The sequence below is a fragment of the Janthinobacterium sp. GW822-FHT07A03 genome (assembly GCF_058798815.1).
Map to the genome: position 1 here is coordinate 140,401 of NZ_JBXAKW010000002.1, position 16,183 is coordinate 156,583.

General features: G+C 60.7%; 18 protein-coding genes. 13 read left to right on the top strand and 5 right to left on the bottom strand.

Going from position 1 to position 16,183, the window contains the following annotated elements; genetic code table 11:
- Window positions 1-69 precede the first annotated feature (69 nt).
- From AC1RJW_RS06640 to AC1RJW_RS06655, 4 genes are all read left to right on the top strand, one after another.
- Window positions 70-1,278, top strand: coding sequence for an ABC transporter substrate-binding protein (locus AC1RJW_RS06640; protein ID WP_475415788.1), 1,209 nt, complete (start codon window positions 70-72; stop codon window positions 1,276-1,278).
- A gap of 166 nt (window positions 1,279-1,444) precedes the next feature.
- On the top strand, window positions 1,445-2,329 hold the full coding sequence (locus tag AC1RJW_RS06645) for a branched-chain amino acid ABC transporter permease (protein ID WP_493044316.1): 885 nt from the start codon (window positions 1,445-1,447) through the stop codon (window positions 2,327-2,329).
- A gap of 31 nt (window positions 2,330-2,360) precedes the next feature.
- Window positions 2,361-3,341: a branched-chain amino acid ABC transporter permease gene (locus AC1RJW_RS06650; RefSeq protein WP_493044317.1), complete on the top strand. Its 981-nt coding sequence runs from the start codon at window positions 2,361-2,363 to the stop codon at window positions 3,339-3,341.
- An 82-nt stretch (window positions 3,342-3,423) separates the two neighbouring features.
- On the top strand, window positions 3,424-5,484 hold the full coding sequence (locus tag AC1RJW_RS06655; protein WP_493044710.1) for a 3-hydroxybutyrate oligomer hydrolase family protein: 2,061 nt from the start codon (window positions 3,424-3,426) through the stop codon (window positions 5,482-5,484).
- A 46-nt stretch (window positions 5,485-5,530) separates the two neighbouring features.
- On the opposite strand, the gene AC1RJW_RS06660 is transcribed toward AC1RJW_RS06655, so the two are convergent.
- From AC1RJW_RS06660 to AC1RJW_RS06680, 5 genes are all read right to left on the bottom strand, one after another.
- The gene (locus AC1RJW_RS06660; protein WP_493044318.1) at window positions 5,531-6,322 is read right to left on the bottom strand and encodes an EAL domain-containing protein; all 792 of its coding nucleotides are present in this window, start codon (window positions 6,320-6,322) and stop codon (window positions 5,531-5,533) included.
- A 44-nt stretch (window positions 6,323-6,366) separates the two neighbouring features.
- Window positions 6,367-7,524, bottom strand: coding sequence for an iron-containing alcohol dehydrogenase (locus AC1RJW_RS06665; protein WP_493044319.1), 1,158 nt, complete (start codon window positions 7,522-7,524; stop codon window positions 6,367-6,369).
- A 61-nt stretch (window positions 7,525-7,585) separates the two neighbouring features.
- Window positions 7,586-7,762 (bottom strand): hypothetical protein, encoded by a 177-nt coding sequence (locus AC1RJW_RS06670; RefSeq protein WP_493044320.1) that lies wholly within the window; start codon window positions 7,760-7,762, stop codon window positions 7,586-7,588.
- A complete protein-coding gene (locus AC1RJW_RS06675; protein ID WP_493044321.1) occupies window positions 7,759-8,118 on the bottom strand; it encodes an NADH-quinone oxidoreductase subunit A in 360 nt (119 codons plus the stop codon). The genes AC1RJW_RS06670 and AC1RJW_RS06675 overlap by 4 nt, the downstream gene beginning before the upstream one ends.
- 11 nt (window positions 8,119-8,129) lie before the next feature.
- A complete protein-coding gene (locus tag AC1RJW_RS06680; protein ID WP_493044322.1) occupies window positions 8,130-8,450 on the bottom strand; it encodes a DMT family transporter in 321 nt (106 codons plus the stop codon).
- A 328-nt stretch (window positions 8,451-8,778) separates the two neighbouring features.
- Between AC1RJW_RS06680 and mnmG the strand changes: the two genes are divergently transcribed.
- The 9 genes from mnmG to AC1RJW_RS06725 all read left to right on the top strand — a co-directional run bounded on the left by mnmG (window position 8,779) and on the right by AC1RJW_RS06725 (window position 16,147).
- Window positions 8,779-10,716, top strand: a complete 1,938-nt coding sequence (mnmG, locus tag AC1RJW_RS06685) for a tRNA uridine-5-carboxymethylaminomethyl(34) synthesis enzyme MnmG (RefSeq protein WP_493044323.1) — start codon at window positions 8,779-8,781, stop codon at window positions 10,714-10,716.
- Window positions 10,713-11,357 carry a 16S rRNA (guanine(527)-N(7))-methyltransferase RsmG gene (gene rsmG, locus AC1RJW_RS06690; protein ID WP_493044324.1) on the top strand — a complete coding sequence of 215 codons (645 nt, stop codon included), beginning with the start codon at window positions 10,713-10,715 and terminating at the stop codon, window positions 11,355-11,357. Before mnmG ends, rsmG begins: the two co-directional genes overlap by 4 nt.
- A 167-nt stretch (window positions 11,358-11,524) precedes the next feature.
- Window positions 11,525-12,295, top strand: coding sequence for a ParA family protein (locus AC1RJW_RS06695; protein WP_034752687.1), 771 nt, complete (start codon window positions 11,525-11,527; stop codon window positions 12,293-12,295).
- Between the two features lie 64 nt (window positions 12,296-12,359).
- Window positions 12,360-13,247, top strand: a complete 888-nt coding sequence (locus tag AC1RJW_RS06700) for a ParB/RepB/Spo0J family partition protein (protein WP_493044325.1) — start codon at window positions 12,360-12,362, stop codon at window positions 13,245-13,247.
- 270 nt (window positions 13,248-13,517) lie between these two features.
- Window positions 13,518-13,886, top strand: a complete 369-nt coding sequence (locus tag AC1RJW_RS06705; protein WP_034752692.1) for an ATP synthase subunit I — start codon at window positions 13,518-13,520, stop codon at window positions 13,884-13,886.
- A gap of 51 nt (window positions 13,887-13,937) precedes the next feature.
- Entirely contained in the window at window positions 13,938-14,747 is an 810-nt protein-coding gene (gene atpB / locus AC1RJW_RS06710) for a F0F1 ATP synthase subunit A (RefSeq protein ID WP_046681851.1), read from the top strand.
- A gap of 59 nt (window positions 14,748-14,806) precedes the next feature.
- Window positions 14,807-15,085, top strand: a complete 279-nt coding sequence (gene atpE / locus AC1RJW_RS06715) for a F0F1 ATP synthase subunit C (RefSeq protein WP_034752695.1) — start codon at window positions 14,807-14,809, stop codon at window positions 15,083-15,085.
- Between the two features lie 43 nt (window positions 15,086-15,128).
- On the top strand, window positions 15,129-15,599 hold the full coding sequence (locus tag AC1RJW_RS06720; protein WP_071325906.1) for a F0F1 ATP synthase subunit B: 471 nt from the start codon (window positions 15,129-15,131) through the stop codon (window positions 15,597-15,599).
- A 2-nt stretch (window positions 15,600-15,601) separates the two neighbouring features.
- Window positions 15,602-16,147, top strand: coding sequence for a F0F1 ATP synthase subunit delta (locus tag AC1RJW_RS06725; RefSeq protein WP_034752699.1), 546 nt, complete (start codon window positions 15,602-15,604; stop codon window positions 16,145-16,147).
- Window positions 16,148-16,183: the final 36 nt, after the last annotated feature.

Consider the following 16,183-nt stretch of genomic DNA (forward strand, 5'->3'; position numbering starts at 1 on the left):
GCCCATGTAGTTCCGTATCGTCGTCGAGCAATCGTTTAAATAGCAAACAATAATCCCAACGGAGACACTATGAAACGTAACGCTATCGCCATTGCCACCGCCACCCTGTGCGCCCTGGGTTTTTCCGCTGCCGCACATGCCCAGGTATCGGGCGACACCATCAAGATCGGCTTTATTTCCGACATGTCGGGCGTATATTCCGACGTCGACGGCCTCGGCGGCGCGGAAGCCATCAAGATGGCGATCGCCGATGCCGGCGTGGTACTGGCCGGCAAGAAGGTGGAATTCATTTCCGCCGACCATCAAAACAAGGCCGACATCGCCGCCTCGAAGGCGCGCGAATGGTTCGACCAGCAGGGCGTCGACATGCTGATCGGCGGCACCAATTCCGGCGCCAGCCTGGCGATGGCCAAGGTCGCGGCGGAAAAGAAGAAAATCTTCATTGCCATCGGCGCCGGCTCCTCGCGCCTGACGAACGAGGAATGCACGCCGTACACCGTGCATTACGCCTACGACACAGTGGCATTGGCGCGCGGCACGGGCGGCACCATCGTCAAGCAGGGCGGCAAGAACTGGTATTTCATGACGGCCGACTATGCGTTTGGCCATTCGCTGGAAAAAGACACGGCCGAGGTCGTCAAGGCGGCCGGCGGCAAGGTGCTGGGCAGCGTCAAGCATCCGCTGGGCGCGTCCGATTTCTCGTCCTTCCTGCTGCAGGCGCAAGCGGCCAAACCGCAAATCCTCGGCCTGGCCAATGCGGGCGGCGACGCCATCAACAGCATCAAGGCGGCCAATGAGTTCGGCCTGACCAAATCGATGAAACTGGCCGGCTTGCTGATCTTCATCAATGACATCCACTCGCTGGGCCTGAACCTGACGCAAGGCATGTACCTGACCGATGGCTGGTACTGGGACTTGAATGCGGAAACGCGCGCCTGGTCGAAACGCTATTTCGCCAAGATGAAGAAGGAACCGTCGATGCTGCAGGCGGCCGATTATTCGGCCGCGGCGAACTACCTGAAAGCCGTCAAGGCGATCGGCACGGATGATACCGAGAAGGTCATGGCCTACCTGAAAAAGACCAAGATCAACGACATGTTCACCCAGAATGGCGAAGTGCGCCCCGATGGCCGCATGGTGCACGATATGTATTTGATGGAAGTCAAGAAGCCGTCCGAGTCGAAATACCCATGGGATTACTACAAGGTGGTCGCCACCGTGCCCGGTGCGCAAGCGTATGTGACCAAGGCTGAATCGAAGTGTTCGCTGTGGAAGTAACGCTGTAGCAACATCAACGGAGTGCCCGCCACTGCGCGGGCGCTCTGTCCTGCACGCTCTTCGCTCGCAGGGTTCGCCTTGCGCCGCCGCACCAGTCTGGTTCGCGGTGGCGTGTTTCCCTTGATACCACACCGTCTTGCGGCGGTGCTTTTTATACTGTGATGCCATGGAAATTTTCGGCGTTCCATTACAAGCGATGATGAGCCAGCTGCTGCTGGGTCTCGTCAACGGCTCGTTCTATGCCATGTTGTCCCTCGGTCTGGCCGTCATCTTCGGCTTGCTCAACGTTATTAATTTCTCGCACGGCGCCATGTACATGATGGGCGCCTTCCTGGCCTGGATGGGCCTCAGCTATTTCGACATCAATTACTGGGCCATGCTGGTCATCGCCCCGATCCTCGTCGGCCTGATCGGCATCCTGATCGAAAAGACCATGCTGCGCTGGCTGTATAAACTCGACCACCTGTATGGCTTGCTGCTGACGTTCGGCATCACCCTGATCATGGAAGGCGTGTTCCGCTCCTTCTATGGCGTCTCGGGCCAGCCGTATGCCGTGCCCGAAGCGCTGGCCGGCGCGACGGACCTGGGCTTCATGATCCTGCCGAACTACCGCGCCTGGGTCGTCATCGCCTCGCTCTCCGTCTGCCTGGCCACCTGGTTCGTCATCGAGAAAACCAAATTAGGGGCCTACCTGCGGGCCGGCACGGAAAACCCGAAACTGGTGGAAGCGTTCGGCATCAACGTGCCGCTGATGGTGACCTTGACGTTCGGCTTCGGCGTGGCGCTGGCCGGGTTCGCCGGCGTGCTGGCGGCGCCGATCATCCAGGTCTCGCCGCTGATGGGCTCGAACCTGATCATCGTCGTGTTTGCCGTGGTGGTGATCGGCGGCATGGGGTCCATCATGGGTTCCATCCTGACGGGCCTGGGCCTGGGCGTGATCGAGGGCCTGACCCGCGTGTTCTACCCGGAAGGCTCGGCCACCGTGGTGTTCGTGGTGATGGTCATCGTGCTGCTGCTGCGTCCCGCCGGCCTGTTCGGCAAAGAAAAGTAATCCTCATCAGTCATGTATTGGAGCTACCACGATGAATAAGAATGTAGGCTACGCCATTGCCCTGCTGCTGGCGTTGGCGGCCCCGTTTTACGGCTACCCCGTCTTCCTGATGAAGTTGCTGTGCTTTGCCCTGTTTGCCTGCGCTTTCAACTTGCTGATCGGCTACACGGGTTTGCTGTCGTTCGGCCACGCGGCCTTCTTCGGCGGCGCCGGCTATGTCACCGGCTACGCGCTGCGCACCTGGGGCTGGCCGACGGAACTGGGCTTGCTGGCCGGCGTGGCCACGGGCGCCTTGCTGGGCCTGGTGATCGGCGGCCTGGCGATCCGCCGCCAGGGCATCTACTTTACGATGATCACCCTGGCGCTGGCGCAGATGGTGTACTTCCTGGCCTTGCGCCTGCCCTTCACGGGCGGCGAGGATGGCTTGCAGGGTGTTCCACGTGGAACCTTGCTGGGCACGATAGACCTGGGCAATGACACGGTGTTGTACTACGTGGTGCTGGCCATCTTCGTTGCCGGCTTCGCCCTGATCGTGCGCACCATTCACTCGCCGTTCGGACAAGTGCTCAAGGCCATCAAGGAAAACGAACCGCGCGCCATCTCGCTCGGCTACGACGTCAACAAGTACAAGCTGATGGCCATCGTCCTGTCCGCTTCGCTGGCCGCCCTGGCCGGCGCCACCAAGACGCTGGTGCTGGGCTTTGAGACCTTGACCGACGTGTACTGGGGCATGTCGGGCCTGGTCGTGCTGATGACCCTGGTGGGCGGCATGGGCACCTTGTCCGGCCCCATCCTCGGCGCCGTGCTGATCATCGCGCTGGAAAACAAGCTGGGCGATGTCGGTACCTATCTGGCCACGCACACGGGCATCGAGTGGTTCGGCACCCTGGGCGAATCGGTGGGCATGGTCACGGGCGTGATCTTCGTCATCTGCGTGCTGCTGTTCCGGCGCGGCATCGTCGGCGAAGCCATCGCGCGCTTCGGCGGCAGGGCTGCCAAAGCCGCTGCCTGATTTTCAAGCAACGCCGGACGATTCGTCCGGCGTTTTTCATTGTGCGTCCACTGTTACCTCAACGGAGAGAACCACCATGCAAATGACGATCACGCGCGCGGGCACTGGCATGAGCTTATGCACCCTGCTGGCGTTGGCAGCCTGCGGCAGCAACCATGCGCCGGAAGAGCTGAACCAGATGCCCAGCTACCTGGGCACCATCACGCGCGCCGACTACGACGGCAAGACGAACGATCTGCTGACGGCCGGCCTGGGCAAGACGGGGCTGGCGGGCGCCACGCCCGCGTATGCGAATGCGGAACAGCCGACGCCGGTCGAACTGCGCCGCAATGCGATCTACGCCAATTACCGCGCCGTGCTCGACATCGCGGCCAACAGCGGCTACGGCACCTTGTACGGACCGAACGTGGATGCGGCCGGCAACGTGGGCAGCGGCGAGGGCCTGGTCGCGGGCAGCGAATACATCGCCTATGCGGACGATGGCACGGGCAAGAAGAATGTCACCCTGATGGTGCAGGTGCCGGCCAGCTTCGACCCGGACCATGCCTGCATCGTCACGGGCACGTCGAGCGGCTCGCGCGGCATCTATGGCGCCATCGGCAGCTCGGGCGAATGGGGCCTGAAGAAGGGCTGCGCCGTGGCGTATGCCGACAAGGGTTCCGGCACGGGCTTGTATGTGTTCGAGGACGACAGCGTCAACCTGCAGAACGGCCTGCGCGCGGGCAGGGTGGCCGCCGGCAAGAACGCGCTCTTCGCGCCGGACTTGAGCGATGCCGACCGGCTGGCCTGGGCTGGCGCCTATCCGAACCGCATCGCCTTCAAGCATGCGCACTCGCAGCAGAACCCGGAGAAGGACTGGGGCAAGGTGACCTTGCAGGCGGTCGAGATGGCGTTTTACGTCTTGAATGAACGCTACGGCGTGCTGGCGCGCGACGGCAGTTCGCGCATCGTGCGGCTGACGCCGAAGAACACGATCACGATCGCCTCGAGCATTTCCAACGGTGCCGGCTCGGCCTTGCTGGCGGCGGAACAGGATACGAAAGGCTTGATCGGCGGCGTGGCGGCCAGCGAACCGCAAATCCAGCCGGCGGCGTCGAGCGCCTACAGCGTGCGCCAAGGCGGGGTGGTGGTCGCCAATCCGGGCCGCGCCCTGTTCGACTATGCCACCTATGCGGCCCTGTATCAGCCGTGCATCGCTTCCGTGGCCGGCAATGCGGGACGCTGCACGGCGCTGGTGGCCAAGGGCTTATTGAACGGCGCCGACCTGGCGGCGCAGCAGGCGGACGCGAAGCAGCGCTTGCGCGCGTATGGCTGGCTGGTCGATTCCGATCCACTGCAGGCGGCGCACGCGGGTACGAACATCCTCGTGGCCGTCACGTATGCGTATGCCTACGGGAAATTCTCCGTGACCGATAAAGTCTGCGGTTTCACGTTTGCGCAGACGGATGGCAGTGGCAATCCGATCGCGTTCACGTCGGCGCAAAAGGCGGCCAGCTTTGCCGCGCAAAACGGTATCCTCGGCAATGTCGTGTACGAGAACAGCGTGGGCGGCGCCAAGGTCTACACGGCCGGCGTGTCGCCATCGACCAGCCTGGCGGACCAGTCGCTCGATGGCTTCCTGTGCCTGCGCAGCCTGGCGACGGGGCGCGACGCCGTCAGCGGCGCCAACCTGGAAGGCACCCTGGCCGGGCAAAGCGTGCGCGTGCGGGCCGGCATGGCCGAGGTCGCGGCCAGCGGCAAATTGCAGGGCAAGCCGGCCATTATCGTGCACGGCCGCAGCGATACCTTGATTCCCGTCAATCACGCTTCGCGCGCCTACCTTGGCCTGAATGCCGCCGTGGAAGGGGGCAATAGCCAGCTGCGCTATATCGAGGTGACCAATGCCAACCACTTCGATTCCTTCAGCAGCGCCTTGCCGACCCTGATCGTGCCCCTGCACGTCTACCTGAACCGGGCGCTCGACGCCATGTATGCGCACTTGAACGCCAAGCAAGCCTTGCCGCCATCGCAGGTGGTGCGCACGGTGACGCGCGCCGATGCGTCGACCTTGATCACGAACGTCAACGTGCCGGCGATTGCGGCAACGCCGGCGCCCGGCAATGCCATCAGCGTGACGGGCACTGTCGTCGATATTCCCAACTAGGCAGTATCGTTTATGGAACCTGCGGCCACGTTTCACGTGGCCGTTTTTATTCCCAGGCCATATCGGCGATGTGGCCCAAGCCCTGGAAGACGGGCTTGGAAAACCAGTAGCCCTGCATCAGGGAAATGCCGCAGCCGGCCAGGAAGTCGCGCTCGGCGCGTGTCTCGATGCCCTCGGCCAGCACGCGGATACCAAGCTCGCGGCACAGGCTGGTGATGGCCCGCACGATTGCCTGGCGTGGCGCCTGCGTATCGATCCCCCGCACCAGGTCCATGTCGATCTTGATGATGTCGGGCTGGTATTCGGCCAGCAGGTTCAAGCCCGCATGGCCGGCGCCGAAATCATCGATGGCCGTCTGGAAACCGAAGCGGTGGTAGGCGCGGAAAATCTCGACCAGGTGGGGACGGTCTTGCACCCGTTCGCCTTCCGTCATTTCAAAGATGATCTTGTCGGTAGGGAAGTGATGCAGCCTGGCCGCTTCCAGGGTGCTGCGGATGCATACTTCCGGGCGGTAGACGGCGTTGGGCAGAAAATTGATCGACAGGAAGCCCTGCATGCCGAGGCGTGCAGCGCCAGCCACGGCCTTGACGCGGCACGCCTGGTCGAAGCGGTAGCGGTTGGCGTCGTTGACTTGCGCCAGCACGCTGGCCGCGCTTTCGCCGTTCGGGCCGCGCACCAGCGCCTCGTGCGCATAGATGCTGCGCGTGGCCAGGTCGACGATGGGCTGATAGGCATACTCGAAGGCAAACGGCAGCGGCGCGCTGTCATGGCAGCCGGCACAGGCCCCGTGTGGAAAATGGGTGCTGTCGGGATGTATGGGGATATCGGGAGGCGTCATGGCGGCAGTGTAGCAGGGCGGGTTGGCTGCTTCAGTCTGCTGGCTCACAGTGCGGCAGCATAGATGGCGCGCGCATCGCCGCGCGTGACGGGGCGGGGATTGTTGCCCAGCAAGCGCGTCTGCAGCATGGCTTCATCGGCCAGACGGTCCAGGTCGCCGGCCGCGATGCCCACCTCGCGCAGGGTGCGCGCGATGCCCGTGGCCACGGCAATGTCCTGCATGGCGTCGATCAGGGCCACGGCCCGCGCTTCGTCGCTGCCCGTGATACCGGGCTGGAGAATGGTGGCCAGTTGCGCGTACAGTGGCGCCGCATGGGACAAATTAAAGCGCAGCACGTGCGGCAGCACCAGCGCATTCGACAAGCCATGCGGCACGTGGAACAGGCCGCCGATGGGATAGGCGAGCGCGTGCACGGCAGCCACGGGCGCATTGGCAAACGCCTGACCGGCCAGCATGGCGCCCAGCAGCATGGCTTGCCGCGCCGGCAAGTTGCTGCCATCGCGGCAAGCGCTGAGCAGATTGGCGTGCAGCAGCGACAGTGCCTGGGTGGCCAGCATGTCGGACAAGGGATTCTTCAGCAGGCGGCTGGTGTAGGCTTCGATCGCATGCACCATGGCGTCGATGCCGGTGGCGGCCGTCACGGCCGGCGGCAAGCCCAGGGTCAGCTGGGCGTCGAGGATGGCCAGGTCCGCATACAGTTGCGGCGCGACGACGCCCATCTTGCTGGTGGCGCCCGTGGTGACGATGGCGATGTGGGTCACTTCCGAGCCCGTGCCGGCCGTCGTCGGCAATTGCACCAGGGGCAGGCGCTGGCCGTGCACATTGCCGATGCCATACAGCTGGGCCAGTTCCTGGCGGCCCGGCGCCAGTACGGCGATCAGCTTGGCCACGTCCAGCGAACTGCCGCCGCCGAGGCCGATAATCAGTTCCACGTGAAACATCTGGGCCTGGGCGACGCCGGCCAGCACGATGGCTTCAGGCGGATCGGCTTGCACATCGGAAAAGACGTGTACCTCGATGCCGGCCGCCTGCAAGCTGTGCAGCGGAGCATCGGCCAGGCCCGTGCGCAAAAAACCTGCATCGGTGACGAGCAGGGCACGGCGAACCTTGGGGAAGTGATGGGCGATGTGCGCGCCCAGTTGGGCGGCGGCGCCCGCTTCAACGATCAGATGCGGCACGGTGCGGAACTGGAAGGCGGACATGCGGACTCCTGACAGAAAGACAGAAGCCCAGCTTACTCCGCTTTCCCGCCCCGCGCATGTTTCACGTGGAACCGTTTATGCCTGACCGCTGGATGGCCAGCGCCAGAGTCACGGCGAGCGACAGGCTGGCCACGACGGCCAGAAGACGGAACGTGCGCGTATCTTTTCGATATTCGCGCACGGCCGCATAGGCCAGGCCAACTCCCATGAGCAGGTTGAGAAACAGCAGCTTGTTCACTCCCACTCCAGCGCGCCGCGTTTCCATTCATAGGCCAGGCCGATGGTCAGTACGCCCAGAAAACCCATGACGGCCCAGAAGCCGGCAAGTCCCAGCGCGTTGACGTTGGCTGCCCACGGCATCAGGAAGATCACCTCGATATCGAACAGGATGAAGAGGATGGCGACCAGGTAGAAGCGGATGTCGAACTTCATGCGCGCGTCGCCGAACGCTTCGAAGCCGCATTCGTACTGGGACAGTTTTTGCGGATCGGGCTTGTGCGGCCCGAGTACGCGTCCCAGCAGCATGGGCACGATGCCGACCAGGATGCCGATCAGAATGAACAGGAGGACGGGAAAATAGTTTTCGAGGAGCATGGGGGTTCCTCTCAGTGGCTGGACGACAGTTTCATCAGCACGATGCCGCACACGATGAGCACGGCGGCGCACACGCGCATGGTGTTGACTTGCTCGCCCAGAAAGACGATGCCGACGATAAAGGCGCCGACGGCGCCGATGCCCGTCCAGATGGTGTAGGCCGTGCCCAGGGGCAGGGTACGCATGGCCAGCGACAGCAAGCCGAAGCTGGCGATCATCATGATGACGGTGACAACGGAGGGAGTGATTTTGGTGAAACCCTCGGAGAGTTTCATTGAATATGCCCACACGACTTCAAGCATGCCGGCAATAATTAACAGTATCCAGGCCATGGCGGCTCCTTATACAGAGCGGGCCGTCCCGGTGTGTTCCCATGATGGGGGAGGCCGTCCTCCTGGATGATCGTCGCGATAGTCACTGGCGTGACCAAGGATGCGGACGACGCGGCAATTGTAGCAAACATTGGCGGCCGCCGCAGCCCCCTCGCGGGCTCTGTCCAGGCACCGCTGCGTGTTCCACGTGAAACAAAAATCGCCGTCGACTTGCCCTTGCTGAGTAAAAATTAAGCAAAAATTGGCCCGTGGAAGGTTGCGCTTGCAAAAAGACTCTATAATCGGAGCTCTCTTCCCGCATTTTTACTTGCACTGTTACCTATTTATCATGTTATTTCCTACAGAATTCGACGTCATCGTTGTCGGTGGTGGTCACGCCGGTACCGAGGCGGCCCTCGCTTCCGCCCGCATGGGGCAGAAGACGCTATTGCTCACGCATAATATTGAGACATTGGGCCAGATGTCGTGCAACCCCTCCATCGGTGGCATCGGCAAGGGCCACCTGGTCAAGGAGGTTGATGCCATGGGCGGCGCGATGGCGATTGCCACCGATGAGTCCGGCATCCAGTTCCGCATCCTGAATTCCTCGAAAGGCCCGGCAGTCCGCGCCACGCGCGCCCAGGCCGACCGTATTCTCTACAAGGCCGCTATCCGCACGCGCCTGGAAAACCAGCCGAATCTGTGGCTGTTCCAGCAAGCCGTCGATGATCTGATCGTCGAAGGCGACCGGGTCGTCGGTGCCGTGACGCAGATCGGCCTGAAGTTTCTCGCGCGCGCCGTGGTCCTGACGGCCGGTACTTTCCTCGACGGCAAGATCCACGTCGGCCTGAATAACTACTCGGCTGGCCGCGCCGGCGACCCGCCGGCCATCTCGCTGTCCGCCCGCTTGAAAGAGCTAAAACTGCCGCAGGGCCGTTTGAAAACGGGCACGCCGCCGCGCATCGATGGCCGCACGATCGACTTTTCCGTGATGCAAGAACAGCCGGGCGACCTCGATCCCGTACCCGTGTTTTCGGTGATGGGCAACACGGCCATGCACCCGCGCCAGGTGCCGTGCTGGGTCACGCACACGAATAGCCAGACGCACGACATCATCCGCGCCGGCCTGGATCGCAGCCCCATGTATACGGGCGTCATCGAAGGCGTGGGCCCGCGCTACTGCCCGTCGATCGAAGACAAGATCCACCGCTTCTCGGGCAAGGAATCGCACCAGATCTTCCTCGAGCCGGAAGGCTTGACGACGCACGAGTTCTATCCGAACGGCATCTCCACGAGCTTGCCATTCGACGTGCAGATCGCCCTGGTGCAATCGATGAAGGGCATGGAAAACGCGCATATCCTGCGTCCCGGCTACGCCATCGAATACGACTATTTCGACCCGCGCGGCTTGAAAGCGTCGCTGGAAACGAAGGCCGTCGCGGGCCTGTTCTTCGCCGGCCAGATCAACGGCACCACCGGCTACGAGGAAGCGGCCGCGCAAGGCATGCTGGCGGGCTTGAATGCGGCCTTGTTGACGCAGGACAAGGAAGCCTGGGTACCGGGCCGCTCCGAGGCCTATCTGGGCGTGCTGGTCGACGACTTGATCACCCAGGGCGTGCAGGAGCCGTACCGCATGTTCACCAGCCGCGCCGAGTACCGTTTGAGCCTGCGCGAAGACAATGCCGACATGCGCCTGACGGAAATCGGCCGCGCCTTGGGCTGCGTGGGCGACGCCCAATGGCAAGCCTTCGAGACCAAGCGCGAAGCGGTGGCACGCGAGCTCGAGCGTCTGCGTTCCACGTGGGTCAATCCGCGCATCCTGGCGGCCGCCGAGTCGGAACGTATCGTTGGCCAGGCCATCGAGCGCGAGTACTCGCTGGCGGATCTGCTGTGCCGTCCGAACGTGGCCTACGACACCCTGATGAGCATGACGGGCATGGAAGGCCAGGCCTTGGCCGGTCCCGGCGTGGAAGACCCCGCCGTGCGCGAGCAGGTGGAAATCCAGCTCAAATATGCGGGCTACATCGAGCGCCAGAGCAAGGAAATCGAGCGCCACGAACACTATGAAAACCTGGCCCTGCCGGCCGGTTTCAACTACCTGGATATCGGTGCGCTGTCGGTCGAAGTGCGGCAAAAACTCGACAAGCAGCGCCCGGAAACCCTGGGCCAGGCATCGCGCATTTCCGGCGTGACGCCGGCGGCGATTTCGCTGCTGCTGGTCCACCTGAAAAAGCGCGGCTTTGGCGCCGCGCAGACCACCACTTTAAAGGACGAGGTTGTTGAATGAAGCAGTTTGACCGGGCGCAACTTGCCCAGATTTTGAATGAAGGCATCGCCGCGCTGGGACTTGACCTGAGCGCGGATCAGACGGAAAAACTGCTCGATTACCTGGCCTTGCTGGCCAAATGGAACAGCGTGTACAACCTGACGTCGGTGCGCGATCCCCTGCAGATGCTGACCTTGCACGTGCTCGATTCGCTGGCCGCCGTGCCGGCGTTCGCGGATGCAAAGAATGTGCTCGACGTGGGCGCCGGCGGCGGCTTGCCGGGCATGGTCCTGGCCATCGCGCGGCCCGATGTGAAGGTGTCGATGATCGACACGGTGCATAAAAAGACGGCATTCCTGACGCAGGTGAAGGCGGAACTGGGCCTGGCCAACGTCACCGTGTACACGAAACGCGTGGAACAGCTGGAAGTGGCGCAGAAATTCGACGTGATCACCTCGCGCGCCTTTGCCGACCTGTCCGACTTCGTCAACTGGTCGCACCACGTGCTGGCCGAGGGCGGGCAATTCATCGCCTTGAAAGGGGTGGCACCGCCAGACGAGAGGGAGAGACTGCCGGCAGACTGGAAAGTGACGGAATTACGGGCTATCCAGGTGCCAGGGCTAAATGCAGAGCGTCATCTGGTCTTTATAGCAAGAATTTAAAGGCCGCGGAATTAACCGTATAAATCATATAAACAGTTTATACGGTATAAATGATATAAACCGTATAAACGATTTATATCGTATAAATGAAATAAATAGTATAAATCGTTTCGGTAGGATGCCGGGGCGCACGATGAAGTTTGCATCTCTTTACAACTAGAAGATACATGGCCAAAATTTTTTGTGTAGCAAATCAAAAGGGTGGTGTTGGTAAAACCACAACAAGCGTCAACCTCTCCGCCGGTCTGGCCAAGTTGAACCAGCGCGTGCTGCTGGTCGACCTCGACCCGCAGGGCAATGCGACCATGGGCGCCGGCATCAACAAGGCCGGCCTGAAGGCGTCGACCTATGAAGTCATGCTGGGCGAGTCCGATGTCAAAACGGCACGCCAGCGTTCGGAAGCGGGGCGCTTCGATGTCTTGCCGTCGAACCGCGAGCTGGCCGGCGCCGAAGTGGAGATGGTCGAACTCGACAACCGCGAACGCCGCCTGAAGGATGCGCTGGCCGAAGTGGACGGCGAATACGACTTTATCCTGGTAGATTGCCCACCGGCATTATCGATGCTGACCCTGAACGGCCTGTGCGCCGCGCATGGCGTGATCATCCCGATGCAGTGCGAGTACTACGCATTGGAAGGCTTGTCCGACCTGGTCAACACCATCAAGAAGGTGCATGCGAACCTGAACCCGGATTTGAAGATCATCGGCTTGCTGCGCGTGATGTTCGATCCGCGCATGACATTATCGCAACAGGTGTCGGCGCAGCTGGAACAGCACTTCGGCGACAAGGTCTTCAATACCATCATCCCGCGCAATGTGCGCCTGGCCGAAGCGCCGTCGTACGGCTTGCCCGGTGTGACCTTCGACCCCAGCTCGAAAGGTGCCCAGGCGTATATCGCCTTCGGCGCCGAGATGGTCGAACGCATCAAACATATGTAAACAAGGGGCGGGCGTCTGCACAATTTGATGTGAGCGCTTACTCTGAAAACACGATTAGGACAGCATGGCTACGAAAAAATTAAAAGGACTGGGTCGCGGACTCGACGCCCTGTTGGGCGGCGGCGGCGGCGACTTCGCCAGTCCGGACACGACTCAACCGTCGAACTTGCCCGTGTCGCAAATGCAAGCCGGCAAGTACCAGCCGCGCACGCGCATGGACGAGGGGGCTTTGAATGAACTGGCCGCCTCGATCAAGGCGCAAGGGCTGATGCAGCCGATCCTGGTGCGCCCGATCGGGCAGGACACCCTGAGCGGACTTGTTAAATATGAAATTATTGCAGGCGAGCGCCGTTTCCGCGCCTCGCAGCTGGCCGGCCTGACGGAAGTGCCGGTGCTGGTGCGCGACGTGGACGATCTGGCCGCTGCCGCGATGGCGCTGATCGAGAACATCCAGCGCGAAGACCTGAACCCGCTGGAAGAGGCGCAGGGCATCCACCGCCTGATCGCCGACTTCAATTTTACGCATGAGCAAGCGGCCACTGCGCTGGGACGCTCGCGCAGCGCCGTGTCGAACCTGTTGCGTTTGATGAACCTGGCCAGCCCCGTGCAGACCATGCTGATGGCCGGCGATATTGACATGGGTCATGCGCGCGCGTTGCTGGCCGTCGATGCGGCCACTCAGATCACCCTGGCGAACCAGGTCGTGGCCAAGCGCCTGTCGGTGCGCGAAACGGAAAAGCTCGTCACTCGCACGGTCGAGGAAGCGGCCAACCCGGTCGAGCCGCGGCAAAAGGAAAAGTCCGGCGACATCGCGCGCCTGGAAGAAGAGCTGTCCGATGCGCTGGCCACGCCCGTGGTGTTCAAAATGGGCAACAAGGGCCGTGGCCAATTGGTGATTGATTTTGCCGATCTTGACGTACTGGATGGTTTGTTGACCCGCTTGCGTGGTTAAATAGCAAGCTGCAAAGACAGGGGCCATGCGGGTGTGGCCGATCCGGCCATGCTTTCCGGATGCACCACGTGATTCCTTGATAACACGGCCGGAAGCGGCCAGACAAGCGACTTTGCCATATAGTGGTGCAAATGGCGGCGAATAGTCGGTAAAGCGTCAGTTTCACGCAGCAATTGCCCTGCTGCGGTGCAGCAACGTTTGACTCTATAGATCAAAGCCAACTATAATCCCGTGTCTTTGCGTGTGTAGATTTTTCTGGGAACTTGGCAATTGAGTGATTCACAACAAAGTATTGCCAAGCCAGTCTACAAAGTAGTTGCCTTGCAGCTAGCAATCGCTATCAGTTTTGCCACGGTCACCCTGTTTTTTGGTGGCAGTGTCAGAGGCTGGTCCGCCGCATACGGCGGCGCTATCGCAGTCATCGGTAGCCTGGTGTATGCCCTGTTGGTGGTTCGCGGTTCTAGCGACGCCAATAAGGCATTCCGGGCGCATTTGCGCGCAGAAGTGGTGAAAATATTTATCACAGCGGTGCTGTTTATATTGGCACTGGTGTTGTTTCAGTCGGCCGCCTGGTTATGGCTGATCTTGGGTTTCGCGGTGGCAACCTTAGCATACTGGTTTTCATTGCTCGCTGTTTAATCATTGGTTTTGGGGCCTGTTGAGCTCTGAAACGACAAATCTAAATTCATTATGACCACAGAACACGCTATTGAAGCGGGCCATGCTGCCCCGGCCAACGCCACAGAATACATCAGTCACCATCTGGCCCACCTGAGAAGTGCCGACGGCATGATCAATCTGGATACGTTCTGGATTTCGGCCATTCTGGGCTTTGTTTTCCTGGCTGTTTTCTATATGGCGTCGCGCCGCGCGACGGCTGGTGTCCCTGGCAAGTTGCAAAACTTCGTCGAAATGGTCATGGAAATCGTCAATGACACTATTAATGGGGCCTTCCACGCGAAAAGCAAGGTCATCGCGCCGCTGGCCATCACTATTTTTGTGTGGGTCTGGTTGCTCAACGCGATGGACTTCCTGCCGGTTGACCTGTTGCCGAAGATCCTGAGCTGGTTTGGCGTGCATAAACTGCGCGCCGTGCCGACCGCCGACGTCAACCACACCTTCGCCATGTCGCTGTCGGTCGTGCTGTGCGTGATCGCCTTCTCGATCAAGGCCAAGGGCCTGGGCGGCTGGATCAAGGAACTGTTCACGGCACCGTTCCATGCGAGCGGCCTGATCGGCACGATCGCCCTGGCCCCTGTCAATTTCTTGCTGCAAATGGTTGAGCTGGTTGCAAAACTGATCTCCCTGTCGCTGCGACTGTTCGGCAATATGTATGCCGGCGAACTGATTTTCATCTTGATCGCGTTGTTGCCTTGGTGGGCACAGTGGGCGTTGGGTGGTCCATGGGCAATTTTCCATATCTTGATTGTAACTTTGCAAGCTTTTGTGTTTATGGCGTTGACGGTTGTGTATCTGAGCCTCGCGGTTGAGAAACATTAATCATTAACTTTATATTTTGTTTTTTTAGTATCTTTCGTTTTTAAATTTAGGAGAATTTTATGCAAGCTCTGATCGCACAAGTACAAAGCATGACCGTTCTGGCAGCAGCAATCATCATCGGCCTGGCCGCAATCGGCACCGCTCTGGGCTTCGCTATCTTGGGTGGCAAATTCCTGGAAGCTTCGGCACGTCAACCAGAACTGATGCCACAACTGCAAACCAAACTGTTCGTTATCGCTGGTCTGCTGGATGCTATTTCGATGATCGGCGTTGGTGTTGCTCTGCTGTACACGTTCGCTAACCCGTTCCTGTCCGCTCTGACGGCTGTTGCTCAGTAATTCGCTCCAACCCTAGGAGAAACTTTTAGTTAGGAGCAAAGGTATGGACATCAATATGTCGCTCATCGGCCAGATGATCACCTTCGCGGTGTTGGTCTGGTTCTCGATGAAGTTCGTATTTCCAGCGCTGAACAATGCGCTGGATGAGCGTGCCAAACGAATCGCGGATGGATTGGCTGCGGCCGATCAAGGTCAAGCTTCGATGGCTGTCGCTGAAAAGCGTGCGCAAGAGGCATTGAACAGTGCACGTGAAGAAGCGTCGCAACGCGTTGCGGACGCTGAAAAGCGCGCGCAGCTGGTTGCTGAAGAGATCAAGCAAAATGCACAAGCTGAAGCTGCGCGTATCATTGCGCAAGCCCAGTCGGACGCCGAACAGCAACTGTCGAAAGCACGCGAACAATTGCGCGCTCAGGTGGCTGACCTGGCTGTCAAGGGTGCCGAGCAGATCTTGAAGCGTGAAGTCAACCCAACGGCTCACGCCGAAATGTTGCAGCGTCTTGCTGTCGAGCTGTAATCATGGCAGAACTCGCAACCGTCGCCCGTCCCTACGCGGAAGCTTTGTTCCGCGTAGCCCAAGCTGGTAAGGAGTCAAGCAACCTCGCGGCGTGGTCCGAACTGGTGTCCGAACTGGCACAGATCGGTAGCCACCCCGAGGTACAGGCGTACGCGCGCAATCCGAAAGTTTCGGAGAGCGACGTCGCCGCCACCATCCTGTCGTTGTTGAAATCGCCGCTCAATGAGGAAGTGAAAAACTTCGTCACCATGTTGATCGAAAATGGCCGCATCAGCCTGCTGCCGGAAATCGGCGCGCAATTCCATGCCTTGAAAAATGGTCTGGAAGGTGCGGCTGACGCCGAGATCACGAGCGCTTTCGATCTGAGCGAAGGCCAAACGGCCGAGCTGGTCGCAACGCTGGAAAAGAAATTCAGTCGTAAGCTCAACCCTGCCGTCACAGTGGATCCATCGCTGCTCGGCGGCGTGCGCGTGGTTGTTGGCGACCAAGTGCTCGATACCTCGGTGCGCGCCAAGCTGCAGCAGCTGCACGCTGCACTGGTGTCGTAAGACACGCGCTTCGGCAGGCCAGCTTAGACAGACCCT

Excerpts from the sequence above, each read along its gene's own strand:
- AC1RJW_RS06720 (WP_071325906.1), top strand. The coding sequence starts at position 15,129 with ATGGACATCAATATGTCGCTCATCGGCCAGATGATCACCTTCGCGGTG.
- rsmG (WP_493044324.1), top strand. The coding sequence starts at position 10,713 with ATGAAGCAGTTTGACCGGGCGCAACTTGCCCAGATTTTGAATGAAGGC.
- AC1RJW_RS06680 (WP_493044322.1), bottom strand. The coding sequence starts at position 8,450 with ATGGCCTGGATACTGTTAATTATTGCCGGCATGCTTGAAGTCGTGTGG.
- AC1RJW_RS06665 (WP_493044319.1), bottom strand. The coding sequence starts at position 7,524 with ATGTCCGCCTTCCAGTTCCGCACCGTGCCGCATCTGATCGTTGAAGCG.
- AC1RJW_RS06655 (WP_493044710.1), top strand. The coding sequence starts at position 3,424 with ATGACGATCACGCGCGCGGGCACTGGCATGAGCTTATGCACCCTGCTG.
- AC1RJW_RS06695 (WP_034752687.1), top strand. The coding sequence starts at position 11,525 with ATGGCCAAAATTTTTTGTGTAGCAAATCAAAAGGGTGGTGTTGGTAAA.
- AC1RJW_RS06700 (WP_493044325.1), top strand. The coding sequence starts at position 12,360 with ATGGCTACGAAAAAATTAAAAGGACTGGGTCGCGGACTCGACGCCCTG.
- atpB (WP_046681851.1), top strand. The coding sequence starts at position 13,938 with ATGACCACAGAACACGCTATTGAAGCGGGCCATGCTGCCCCGGCCAAC.
- AC1RJW_RS06650 (WP_493044317.1), top strand. The coding sequence starts at position 2,361 with ATGAATAAGAATGTAGGCTACGCCATTGCCCTGCTGCTGGCGTTGGCG.
- atpE (WP_034752695.1), top strand. The coding sequence starts at position 14,807 with ATGCAAGCTCTGATCGCACAAGTACAAAGCATGACCGTTCTGGCAGCA.
- AC1RJW_RS06645 (WP_493044316.1), top strand. The coding sequence starts at position 1,445 with ATGGAAATTTTCGGCGTTCCATTACAAGCGATGATGAGCCAGCTGCTG.
- AC1RJW_RS06660 (WP_493044318.1), bottom strand. The coding sequence starts at position 6,322 with ATGACGCCTCCCGATATCCCCATACATCCCGACAGCACCCATTTTCCA.
- AC1RJW_RS06675 (WP_493044321.1), bottom strand. The coding sequence starts at position 8,118 with ATGCTCCTCGAAAACTATTTTCCCGTCCTCCTGTTCATTCTGATCGGC.
- AC1RJW_RS06640 (WP_475415788.1), top strand. The coding sequence starts at position 70 with ATGAAACGTAACGCTATCGCCATTGCCACCGCCACCCTGTGCGCCCTG.
- AC1RJW_RS06725 (WP_034752699.1), top strand. The coding sequence starts at position 15,602 with ATGGCAGAACTCGCAACCGTCGCCCGTCCCTACGCGGAAGCTTTGTTC.
- mnmG (WP_493044323.1), top strand. The coding sequence starts at position 8,779 with ATGTTATTTCCTACAGAATTCGACGTCATCGTTGTCGGTGGTGGTCAC.